Annotated in this window: 13 protein-coding genes; 9 read left to right on the top strand and 4 right to left on the bottom strand. The window is 48.4% G+C overall.

The genetic code is table 11. The annotated features are described in order from the left end of the window. The 3 genes from Q0Y54_RS08500 to Q0Y54_RS08490 form a co-directional block, all read right to left on the bottom strand. On the bottom strand, positions 1–708 hold a 708-nt coding region (locus Q0Y54_RS08500), incomplete at its 3' end, for a cache domain-containing protein (protein WP_297966332.1). Continuing rightward, on the bottom strand, positions 662–1,297 hold the full coding sequence (locus Q0Y54_RS08495) for a hypothetical protein (RefSeq protein WP_297966330.1): 636 nt from the start codon (positions 1,295–1,297) through the stop codon (positions 662–664). The genes Q0Y54_RS08495 and Q0Y54_RS08500, both read right to left, overlap by 47 nt. A 22-nt stretch (positions 1,298–1,319) precedes the next feature. Continuing rightward, on the bottom strand, positions 1,320–1,616 hold the full coding sequence (locus tag Q0Y54_RS08490; RefSeq protein ID WP_297966328.1) for an STAS domain-containing protein: 297 nt from the start codon (positions 1,614–1,616) through the stop codon (positions 1,320–1,322). Between the two features lie 433 nt (positions 1,617–2,049). Between Q0Y54_RS08490 and ftsE the strand changes: the two genes are divergently transcribed. The 8 genes from ftsE (at position 2,050) to Q0Y54_RS08450 (ending at position 10,575) form a co-directional block, all read left to right on the top strand. Beyond that, entirely contained in the window at positions 2,050–2,736 is a 687-nt protein-coding gene (ftsE, locus tag Q0Y54_RS08485) for a cell division ATP-binding protein FtsE (protein ID WP_297966326.1), read from the top strand. Further along, positions 2,726–3,613: a permease-like cell division protein FtsX gene (ftsX, locus tag Q0Y54_RS08480; protein WP_297966324.1), complete on the top strand. Its 888-nt coding sequence runs from the start codon at positions 2,726–2,728 to the stop codon at positions 3,611–3,613. The genes ftsE and ftsX overlap by 11 nt, the downstream gene beginning before the upstream one ends. A gap of 9 nt (positions 3,614–3,622) precedes the next feature. Then, positions 3,623–4,762 (top strand): murein hydrolase activator EnvC, encoded by a 1,140-nt coding sequence (locus Q0Y54_RS08475; RefSeq protein WP_297966322.1) that lies wholly within the window; start codon positions 3,623–3,625, stop codon positions 4,760–4,762. Between the two features lie 90 nt (positions 4,763–4,852). Next, on the top strand, positions 4,853–6,004 hold the full coding sequence (locus Q0Y54_RS08470) for a S41 family peptidase (RefSeq protein ID WP_297966320.1): 1,152 nt from the start codon (positions 4,853–4,855) through the stop codon (positions 6,002–6,004). Between the two features lie 166 nt (positions 6,005–6,170). Then, entirely contained in the window at positions 6,171–7,469 is a 1,299-nt protein-coding gene (locus Q0Y54_RS08465) for a TolC family protein (RefSeq protein ID WP_297966318.1), read from the top strand. A gap of 35 nt (positions 7,470–7,504) precedes the next feature. Then, positions 7,505–8,632, top strand: coding sequence for an efflux RND transporter periplasmic adaptor subunit (locus tag Q0Y54_RS08460; protein WP_297966316.1), 1,128 nt, complete (start codon positions 7,505–7,507; stop codon positions 8,630–8,632). Between the two features lie 19 nt (positions 8,633–8,651). Then, positions 8,652–9,368: an ABC transporter ATP-binding protein gene (locus Q0Y54_RS08455; RefSeq protein WP_297966314.1), complete on the top strand. Its 717-nt coding sequence runs from the start codon at positions 8,652–8,654 to the stop codon at positions 9,366–9,368. Further along, positions 9,358–10,575 (top strand): ABC transporter permease, encoded by a 1,218-nt coding sequence (locus Q0Y54_RS08450; protein ID WP_297966312.1) that lies wholly within the window; start codon positions 9,358–9,360, stop codon positions 10,573–10,575. The genes Q0Y54_RS08455 and Q0Y54_RS08450 overlap by 11 nt, the downstream gene beginning before the upstream one ends. An 18-nt stretch (positions 10,576–10,593) precedes the next feature. On the opposite strand, the gene Q0Y54_RS08445 is transcribed toward Q0Y54_RS08450, so the two are convergent. After that, complete coding sequence (locus Q0Y54_RS08445) at positions 10,594–11,196, bottom strand: hypothetical protein (protein ID WP_297966310.1); 603 nt, start codon at positions 11,194–11,196, stop codon at positions 10,594–10,596. Between the two features lie 86 nt (positions 11,197–11,282). Here Q0Y54_RS08445 and Q0Y54_RS08440 point away from each other — a divergent pair, with 86 nt between their 5' ends. Further along, a complete protein-coding gene (locus Q0Y54_RS08440) occupies positions 11,283–11,495 on the top strand; it encodes a hypothetical protein (RefSeq protein WP_297966308.1) in 213 nt (70 codons plus the stop codon). Positions 11,496–11,671: the final 176 nt, after the last annotated feature.

Here is an 11,671-nt window from a genome sequence, read left to right as displayed (position 1 = left end):
TATCGGCTCAGCAAAGCCCTGGGCCATCCGTATATTCTTCCATAAAATTGGATATAAGGTCAGGATAAACAGCAGAGTGGCACCAATGGCCGTAATCAGGAAAAATTTTCCCAGATGGGAATCGTATCGTTCAAAGACCTTGCTCACATAGGCCTCAGCCTGGTCGCCACTGGCAGAAATGACCGTGGTATCTATTACCGTGCCCAAGCTCCAGCCTACCTTCGGCAGGGGAGCGTAGGCTAAATAGTATGTGCCGCCATCGGCATTTACCAGGGCGATGCCCCGTTCGCCTGCCACCATACGCTCAGCTGTTTCCGCCATGGCCCTGTCCGGGGCCTTCCGAAGATTCTGATTCATATCAGTGGCAGCAAAGGCCCCCTCCTCGCGGGTGGAAATAATAACGTTTCCTTCCTTGTCCATGATAAAGCTGAAATTGGAGCCTTTCACGTCAGAGCTGTCCATTTGGCGGCATATATAGTCAGTATTAATATCTGCCACTACTATCCCGGCGACGCCGTTGGCATCGTGGTAGGGAGCGCATATAGATACACATGGCCGTCCATATGAAGCCATATATGGATTAGTAAAGAGCAGTCTGTCCTGCTGAATGGTGGACTTGTACCACTCCTTACTCTTGTAATTGTAGGTGCTGCGCAGGGGTTCATGGCTTAACACCGCCCCTTTTCCATCCAAATCCAGCATATCCATCCAAATCCAGCATATCCATGCGAATGAGGTATCCATGGGTGGAGACAACCAGAATACTGCCCTGGTAGCGCCGGCTCATCCGCCTGATATCATCCTCCACGGAGGACAAAATAGCAACCTCCTGCTTCAGCTCCGGGGAAATTCCCTGCTGCAGCAGCTCTGGACTATAGAACACATAGGGCACATTGTCAGCCACCTCTGTGAAATTGGCCACCGGCAGCTCCTTTGGCTTGTAATCAGCGGTGTCCTGCAGGATATCAGATAGTGCTTCAGACAGATTTTCCACGTTGATGGAACAGTTATTCAGCAGCTGTCCCACCATCTGGGCCCGTAGTGCAGTGGCTTCTGTCAGCCGATCCTTTACCTCCTCCTGAAAGTTTTCTTCCAGGTAGTCACCCATTTTTTGGGAAAAATCCTCACCTTCGTTATGTAGTTCATTATGTAGTATGAATATGCTGACAAGGAAAATGATGCCAATGAGCATAAAGGTAACGCAGCTGCCCCAAAGGGCCGTGCGAAGAATGCGGCGATATATATTCATTTCTCCCCGTTGCAAAATAAGTTCAATACCATTGCGTAATTTACTCATTTACGGTCTCCCTGCAGTTTGGCTATACGCCCCTAAGCTCCATCAGATACTGAAAGCCTGCCATTTTAAAAATATCCATTATATCATCTGAGAGGTTGATAATGGAAATCCTGTTCCGCTGCTGCTTTTGTATGGTGAGAATAACCCGCAGGCCTGCACTGGAAATATATTCCAGCTCCCGTGCATCGAATACAAGGGAGGAATCACCTTGGGATTTAAGAATTTCGTGGATTTCCTGCTGTATGCTGGTGGCATTCAAAGCGTCAATATCCCCCATAAGAAAAATTGTGAGAATTCCATCTCGGTTATCAGAACGCAAAGCGCCCACCCCTTTCATAATTAATGTAAATATAACGAGCTTTAAGATGTCCCCTTCCTTTTTAGGTGGGGAACAAACTGCAACAGGTGGTGAGGGTATCTCCCACCTGACTGCGACGCGAAGCTAATCCCTTGGGGAAAGGCTGATTTGAATATTATCTTTGGAAGAAGAAAAATATTGAACAATGGCGTCATAGGCACAAAATTCTCTTTTTGGGGGTAAAATCCCTGTAAAGTTTGAAATTTATTTTTAAAACTCCCGTCCATGAAAAGTGAAGCAGAGGATAGTACTGTTAGCCTGTAGCGTCGAATAATAAGGGAAAGACTCTAGTTTCAGTTTAATTTACTCATAGGTGAAACACTGATTGAATATTCTTTTAGAAAAGCGTCATTTGTGATAGAATTAAGTTCAGTGTAGAAATGGAGGTTTCCCGATGATTCATATGAATGATGTTATGAAGGTATATGACAATGGTGCCATTGCCCTCAATCATATCAATGTAGATATTAAAAAGGGTGAGTTTGTTTTTTTGGTAGGACCCAGTGGTGCCGGCAAATCCACCTTTATTAAGATGCTGTTTCGTGAGGTGCTGCCATCTTCAGGCGTTCTTACGGTTAACGGCCGCGATATTATTCACATGTCCAATAGGGATGTACCCTATCTGCGACGGTCCCTGGGCGTTATTTTCCAGGATTATCGCCTGCTGCCGGATAAAACCGTCTATGAGAATATTGCCTTTGCCATGCAGGTTATTGAAGCCCCGCGGCGTATGATGCAGCGTAATGTAAATAACGTCCTTGATATTGTAGGTCTTCGGGACAAGTATAAATGCTTTCCCAACCAGCTGTCCGGCGGTGAACAGCAGCGGGTGGCCATTGCCCGGGCTATCGTAAACAATCCGGCCATCGTTATCGCCGACGAGCCGACGGGTAACCTTGATCCGGAGACCTCCTGGGGGATTATGGACATTTTTAAGAGCATTAATTCCGCTGGTACCACCATCGTTATGGCAACCCATGACAAGACCATCGTGGATGCCATGCAGAAACGGGTTATTGCCATTGAGCATGGTGAGATAGTCCGTGACGAGGCACGGGGAGGTTACGGCTATGAGCATTAATACTATTGAATATTTTATCAGGGAGGTTATTCATTCCCTAAGGCGCAATAATTGGATGTCGGTGGCCTCCGTGGGCACCGTGGCCGTATCCCTGTTTATTTTTGGCATGTTCCTTATGCTGGTTATGAATTTGAACAAAATGGTGGATGCCATGGAATCCCAGGTACAGATTAATGTATATCTTGAGGATGATTTCTCCCGGGAGGATGCCCGGTCCCTGGAAGCTGATTTGAAGAACATGCAGGGCATCGAGAAGGTTACCTTTGTTCCCAAGGAAGAGGCCATGGAAAAATTCAAGGAGCGTTTAGGCGATCAGAAGACCCTGCTGGATGCCCTGGAGGATACCAATCCTTTGCCTGATTCCTTTGAGGTTACGGTGCTGCAGCCGGAAATGGTGAAGACTGCCGCCGAAAATATAGAAAAATTTGAGGGAGTAAACAGTGCCAAGTACGGACAGGATGTTATGGAGCATCTCTTTGATATTACCCGTCTGATTCGTATTTTCGGGTTTGCCCTGATGATGGTGTTGGCCCTGGCTACCCTCTTTATTATTTCCAATACCATCCGCTTGACGGTGTTTGCCCGGCGCAAGGAAATTGCTATTATGAAATACGTGGGGGCTACTGACTGGTTTATTCGTTGGCCCTTTGTTCTCGAGGGGGTTGTAATGGGCTTTTTGGGCAGCATTATTGCCTCTGTTGTCCTTCGGCTGACCTATTCCGGCATTACCGCCAAAATATATGATACCTTGGCCTTTTTCCCCCTTATCCCCGAGGAGCCGTTCCTTACCTATGTTACTGTTATAGTGGCCATCGGCGGAATGACCATGGGGGCCATTGGCAGTACAGTTTCTATAAAGCGTTTCCTGAAGGTCTGAGGTGGGGCTATGAGGTTTTTTACTACTAAGCACAAAATGGAAGGGGCCATGCTGGCTGTGCTGATGTCCATGTCCGTGGCTGGTACGGCCCTGGCCGATGATTTGGAAAGCCAGCTTCAGGATTTGCAGGAAAAGGCAGCTCAGCAGCAGGCCATTACTGACGAGGCCCAGACCCGGGTGGATAACCTGTCTGAAAAGCTTCGGGTGTTGCAGGAAGAGGTGGATATTGCCACTGCCGAGTATAAGGACGTCAAGGGCAGATTGGATAAGGTCCAGTCTGATATTATTGACAATACGGAGCTGCTGGAAAAAACGGAAAAGGAGCTTAATGCTAAGAATAAAATACTGGCCAAGCGGGTAAAGGATATTTATATTAATGGTCAGATAAGCTACGTTGATGTATTATTTGGTGCCAAGGATTTTTCCGATTTCCTCACCCGTATGGACATATTGAAGCGTATCATCAAGCATGATTATGACCTGATTATGAAGGTGAAGGCTGACCGTGATATTGTAGTCAATACCAGGGCCAAGCTGGAGCAGGATAAGGCCGATGTGGAGCTGCTGGTGGCCGATGCGGCAATAAAGCAGCAAAATATGCTGGACAAGAAGCAGGCTCAGCAGGTTTTGCTGAATAAGGCGGAATATGACAGAGAGGTTTCCCAGCAGGCCTATGAGGAAATTATGGCGGCCTCTGAGGAAATTACCCGCATGATACAGCGCAGTCAGATGATAAGCAGCGGCTTTGCCGGAGGCGGCTCCGGGTCAGGGGCCATGATATGGCCCCTTAGCGGTCCCATTACCTCAGAATTTGGTTGGCGTACCCATCCAATTTTTGGTACCCAGCGCTATCACAGCGGTCTGGATATCGGCGGTGATTATGGCTTGCCAATTGCCGCGGCAGCCAGTGGCGTGGTTATCCATGCCGGCTGGATCAGCGGCTATGGCAACACGGTTATTATCGACCATGGTGGTGGCATTACCACCCTATATGGCCATAATGAGTCCCTGCTGGTGGGGGTAGGCGAATCCGTAGCCCAGGGGCAAACCATTGCCATGTGCGGTTCCACCGGTAATTCTACAGGTCCTCATTGTCATTTTGAGGTTCGTGAAAACGGTGAACCGGTAAGCCCATATAGCTATTTATGATGTACAGGAGGTGCTCTTTTGCCGGCCTTTGGAGGCAGGTAAAAGGGCGCTGCTTTCCTTTTATGGGTGTTTTATGAATGGAGATTGTTCATGGATCAGACTAAGAAAAATATTCTTCTTGTAATCAGCTCTGTGCTGGTTACGTTAATGGTGGTGTGCTGTGCCATGGTATACATGCTGGGTGGCAGCATGGAACGGGCAACCGATATGCTTCGGTTTATTGCCACAGTGCGCTTTGTGGAAAACCAATATGACGGCGAGGTGGATCAGCAGGCCCTTATCAATGGTTCAATTGACGGCATGATGAAATCCCTGGGGGATAAATACTCTGTTTACCTGGATGAGGATAAGTTCCGTCAGCTTAACAATATTAATACCGGTACCTTTGGGGGGATTGGGGTTGTTATGAGCTTTGCTGAACCTGGTCATTGCCGGATTATGTCCGTTATGGAAAATACTCCGGGACAGGCGGCCGGCTTACAGGACGGTGACGAGGTTATTGCCGTGGAGGGAACGCCCGTTGCTGAGCTTCAGCCTGAGGAGGTGGTGGGGAAAATCCGCGGGGTGGAAGGAACCCAGGTGGTAATTACCATACGTCGTGGCGGGGAAGCCGACAAGGATTATACCCTGACCCGCTCCAGCATTCCCATAGATACTGCGGCGGGGGATATGGTGCCTGATACGGAAATTGGGTACATCCGCATTGCTTCCTTCAGCGAAAATACCGGCAAGGAGTTTAAGGAGGCCCTGGACAAGGTCCAGAGCCAAAACGCCAGGGGGCTTATTATTGACCTTCGGGCCAATCCCGGTGGCTTGGTCACCTCCTGCATGGAAATCGCCAATCTGGTGGTGCCTGAGGGGGAAGTGGTTTCCCTTATTGATAAATCCGGCCGCAGGAAGGTGTATAATTCCAGCATGAGCGAAGCCGGCCTGCCTATCGTGGTATTAATCGACGGCAATAGTGCCAGTGCCTCTGAAATATTGGCCGGGGCATTAAAGGATCGGGGAGCAGCTACCCTGGTGGGCATGAAATCCTATGGCAAAGGGTCGGTACAGACCATTTTGCCCCTGTTTAGAGGGGATGGCATCAAGCTTACGGTGGCCAAATATTATACTCCGTCCGGTGCCAGCATTGATGGTATAGGCATTCAGCCTGATGTGGAAATTGCCATGCCGGAAAATCCCACTGAGGATGTACAGCTTAAAAGGGCCATTGAGGTTATACAGGAAAAATTCCAGTAGGGGCTTGCTGGAAGCTGCTAATGGTTTTTTAATTTTCAATTTATAAAATGTTTATATTCAGGTCATATAATTTAGCAAGCAAGTTAAATATTTCATTGCGGATATACTTGTTTGGTATGGGGTGTCCATATTCTGAGGCTGAACCCATGAAAGGATGTTTGTTATTATGAAAAAGAAATTTTTAATGGGAGCCATTGTGCTGGCGGCCAGTGGCTTTATGACAGTTGGTGAGTGTGCTGCCTTATCCATGGAGGAAGCCATACAGACAGCCTTGCTGAATAATCCTGATGTTAACATAACCAAATTGGCGGAGGATACGGCCCTGGCCAAGCTCAGTCAGGCCCGGGGCAGCAACAGCTTTAGTGTCAGTGCAGGAACCAATTTTGGCAAATCCGAGCAAAATAACACCGGCTGGGATAATACGAATCGGACCAGCATTTCAGCCTCCCTACCATTGTTTAATGGAAACACCACCGGCCGGAACATTGAAAGTGCGGAAATCGGGGTGGATATTGCCAAGCTCCAGCTTCAGCGGAAGTGGGAGACCACCAGGCTGGAGGTTATAAAGGCCTATTATAATGTTCTTCAGGCCAAAAAGCAGGTTGAGGTTTATCAGGATTCAGTAGATAAATATCAGCTGCATCTGAACAATGTGGAGCAGCTCTATAGTGCCGGCAGCAAGGCAAAAATCGATGTTCTCCGCTCCCAGGTGGAGCTGGCCAATGCCCGGCAGACTCTGATAAAGGGCCAAAGCACCTATGATAATAATCTCAGCATATTACGTAACCTGATGTACATGGATCAAAGGGAGCCCTTGGAGCTGACGGATGATTTTGTCTATGAGCCCTTTAACGAGGAGGTAAATTCCTGTGTGGCCTATGCCGTGGATAATCGCAAGGATTTAATAGTTTCCGGCTATCAGGTTAAGCAAAAGGAGCTGGCCCTGAAAAATGCCCAGGCAGACTATATGCCTACGGTGGACCTCAGCGTAAGTACAGGCTGGAACAAGCAGGTGAGTCCCAGCAGGGATAATCATAGTGTATCCGGTACTATCGGCGTAAATTGGAAAATTTGGGACAGTGGTATCACCAAGGGCAAGGTAAATGCCGCCAAAGCGGATTTGGCCTCGGCTCAGCTGGCCTATGATCGGGACAGGAGCAATGTGGATATGAATGTCCGCACGGATTACAACAGCATGCGGGAGGCTGAACGGCGTTTTGAATCCACCCAGGAGGCTGTACGGGAGGCCCAGGAGGACTATTTTATCGCCAATGAAAAATATAAGGCCGGTGAGGGAATAATGCTGGATATTATTGATGCCCAGAATGCCTTGAACACGGCTCAGCAAAATTACATCAGTGCCCAGTATGATTATGCCAGATACAAGGCAACGGTGGAGAGCGATATGGGGTTGGACGTTCATCCCTCCTCGGCCGCGGCCACCAATACGCCATCGGGATACTGATGGGTTGATTTTGAACTGAGAAAAGAGGCAGTACCATGAGAAAGAAAAAGACTCTTACAATTGCTGGTATAGTCATCGCCATTTTTGCAGCAATAATAGGTGGCTATATGTATTACACCAGTGTGCAGACTGAGCAGAGCAAACCGGCCACGGAGCTGGCCCAGGCTAAGACCATGAAAATAAAATCCACGGTATCGGCCACCGGTACTATTCGCCCGGTGGATTCGGTAGAGGTGAGCTCCAAAATAACCGCCCGGATAAAATCCGTATTGGTGAAGGAAAATGACAAGGTAACAGCCGGGCAGACAGTGGCTGTTCTCGATGGCAAGGATTTTGAGGCCTCCAATGATCAGGCGGCCTTCAAGGTATCCAATGCCAAATCAAAGTATGATCGGGTAGCATATCTGAACTCCATTGGGGCCAAGTCCCAGGAGGAGCTGGAGGATGCCCGGTATACCTATGATACGGCTGCCAGTAACCTGGAGAAGACCCAGTCAGATTTGGGTGAGACCATTATCACGGCCCCTATGGATGGGATTGTGGTGGGTGAGCCAAAGTCCGCAGGTACCATGGCCGTTCAGGGCAACAGCAACCCGACGGTTATTATGACCATCGCTGATATGAGCAAAAAGCAGATTTTGGCCAAGGTGGATGAAACGGATATCGGCAGCGTGAAGGTGGGCCAGAATGCCACCTTTACGGTGGATACCTATACGGGAAAGACCTTTACAGCCAAGGTATCCAAGATATCCCAGACGGACGTGACCAACAGCTGGAATACCAAATCCAGTAATTCCACTGCCTCCACCACTACGGCCAGTGTAATATACTATTATGTGGTACTTGATGTGGATGACCCGGACAATCTGCTGCTACCGGCCATGACGGCCCGGGTGGAAATAGTGACTTCGGAAAAGGAAAATGCCCTGGTTGTGCCAATTTCTGCCCTGAAAACGGATAACAGGGGCTCCTATGTGCTGCTGAGTCTTCCGGAGGGCACTACTGAGAAGCGGTATGTTTCCACAGGAATTTATAGTGATGAATTCGTAGAAATTGAGGATGGACTCTCTGAAGGTGATACGGTGGCCATTACCTATAAGGCCAAGAGCAGCACCAGCTCCGGCGGAGGCAGACGGGGCGGCCCGGGGGGCCCACCATTTTAATGGCGGAGGTTGATCGTATATGAGTAAATTGGAAAAGATTACTATCAGCCTTCGGGGAATAAAAAAGCTGTACAAGATTGGGGATCAGGAGGTGGCAGCCCTTAATGGTATCGATTTGGATATCAAGGAGGGGGAGTTTGCTGCCCTGATGGGTCCTTCTGGCTCAGGCAAATCAACCTTGATGAATATATTGGGCTGCCTGGACCGGCCAAGCATGGGGTCGTATAAATTAGATGGCCAGGAGGTGGCTCACCTCAGTGATGATAAGCTGGCCAAGACCCGCAATCAGAAAATCGGCTTTGTTTTTCAGAATTTCAACCTGCTGTCCCGGATTTCAGCCCTGGACAATGTGGCACTGCCCCTGGTTTATGCCGGGGTGGATTCCGATGAGCGGGAGGAACGGGCCATGTATTTTTTGGAGCAGGTAGGTCTGGCGGACAGAGCGGACCATCAGCCAAATGAGCTGTCCGGCGGTCAACGGCAGCGAGTGGCCATTGCCAGGGCTTTGGTCAATGATCCTCAGATAATTATGGCCGATGAGCCTACCGGTAATCTTGATACCAAGTCCACCAAGGAAATCATGGAAATTTTTGAAAAGATGCATGAAATGGGCCGTACCATCATATTGGTAACCCATGAGCCGGATATAGCCGTTTGTGCCAGCCGCCAGCTGCTGGTCCGGGATGGTGTAATCACCCGGGATGAAGGGAAGGGCGTGGTTTTGGATGTTGTTTAAGGAAAGCTTTTCCATGGCCTTTACGGCCCTTCTGGCCAATAAAATGCGTTCCCTGCTTACCATGCTGGGAATTATTATCGGTGTAGGTGCGGTTATAGCCATGGTTTCCGTAGGCATGGGGGTAAAGAGCGATGTTGTAAACAGTATTTCCTCCCTGGGAAGCAATATGCTGATTGTATCACCGGGCTCCAGCAATACCGGTGGTGTCCGGGGAGCAGCCGGCTCACGGACCACATTGAAATACAATGACTCCCAGGCCATCAAGGAAAAAATTAAAAATGTTGATTTTGTGTCCCCATCTGTATCCCGGTCCTATCAGATTGTAAATGGTAACCAGAACTGGAATTCTTCAGTTATGGGCGTTACCCCTGAATACATGTCCATTCGCTCCCTGGAGGTGGGGACGGGGTCATTTATAACGGAGAGTGATGTGGTGAAGCGCAATCGTGTGGCCGTGATTGGCAGCACGGTAGCCACTAATCTGTTTGGTGCCAGCAATCCGGTTGGGCAGAATATCCGCGTAAATAATCAGCCCTTTAAGGTAATTGGCGTGCTGGAAAGCAAGGGGCAGTCCTCCATGGGCCAGGACCAGGATGATGTGGTAATAGTGCCGCTGACAACGGCCATGGAGCGTATCATGGCCATGGATTATATTTCTTCGGTAAACATTCAGGTGTCCGATGCTGATAAAATGGCCCAGGTTCAGGAGGATATTGAGATTTTGCTGCGCCAGCGTCACAAGATAATCGGCGGCAAGGAGGATGACTTTACTGTCAGAAATATGACCAGTCTCATGGAAACCATGAGTCAGACCACCACCATGCTGACCATTCTGCTGGGCAGTATTGCCGGCATATCACTGGTGGTAGGCGGTATTGGTATCATGAATATCATGATGGTATCCGTTACCGAGCGCACCAGGGAAATCGGTATCCGCAAGGCCCTGGGTGCCACCTTTCAAAATATAATGATGCAATTTTTGATCGAATCGGTGGTCATCGGCGTTATCGGCGGTATTATCGGCATTGGTCTGGGCTGTGGCTTATCTATGCTGGTAGGGAAATTCGGTAATTTTACTACGGTAATAAGTCCTTTGCCCATAGTGGTTTCCTTTAGCTTCTCAGTGGGAATCGGTTTGTTTTTTGGCATTTATCCCGCCAGAAAGGCCGCCAAGCTGGACCCTATTGAAGCGTTGCGGTATGAGTAGCTTACAGCTGCAAATGGCTTAATCTGGTGGAACTAATGACGTTTCTTGTTCATGGTGTCTTCTCTGCTCCTTCATCAGCTGTGTTGCAGCCTGCCGTTTTTTTCGGGCTTCCAGCTTTTGGATGGCGTGACCAGCAATATAAAAGTTGAGGGCATGGATAAAATCCTGTCGGGTTACCGGTATATTGTCCTTGCGGAATAAGGGCTGGCCCATGGCATTTATTTTGAAGCCCACCATTTTGCTTTGACCATACCAGGGGTCATTTCCAAGGAAAAATATAAAGCCCTCGTTCATCAGCTCAAATTGACATTTAAGCCCGCCCTGGGGATCTGTTTCGATTTCCAGGCGGGGCTTTTTTATGAAGTCCAGGGTTTGGCTGTCATAAATCCCCAGGGGAATATTCCCAAAACAGATATAGCGGGAATGAAGCCATCCGCTTTTGGTGTCCCGGAGCTCGTCACTGCTGGAGAGGCTGGTATATACTTGTTCGGGCTTGGTGATGATGTTGTGGAGGTTGTGGTAGTCAATAAGATAATTGTCCATTTCTGCATAGTCATCGAAAAGCTGTATCTGTCGCATGGCAGCCTGAAAATCAACAGCCCGTGGCCGGAACAAAATCATTTTGAAACGCTCCTTTCTGATATTATTTTTAGAATATATGTTTGCTATAATAATAACAGAATAATTGTTCTAATGCAAGGGCGAATATGATCCAAATACAGGGAAATAGCATAGTATTTAAAGCCTATAGCCAGGGCCGTCACTTGGCTGGAAATTTTGATGAAGCATTACAGGGTAAAGACGTGAAGGAGCCATCTGACTCACCAAGAGACCAGCTGATCAATCTGGTCATAGAAGATTACTCCCGGAGACAGCTGCAACAGCCTAATAATAATGGCAACAACGAAGCTCATACATGATAGATGATAAAAAAAACAGAGGATAGCCGTAAAGCGTGAGGCTCTTAACGGAAAAATAAAAATCGAATAGGATAACAAAAATTGCTATAGATTCCCGTGACGAATCTATAGCAATTCTGTTGTGCGCCCAGCATGGGCGCACTCTAATGGGTGAAAGTCCCTAACCAGCCCTAATA

This window comes from uncultured Anaerovibrio sp., assembly GCF_947302755.1.
GTDB lineage: Bacteria > Bacillota > Negativicutes > Selenomonadales > Selenomonadaceae > Anaerovibrio.
Note: the sequence above shows the minus strand (reverse complement) of the source record. Positions and strands in the feature narration are given on the sequence as shown.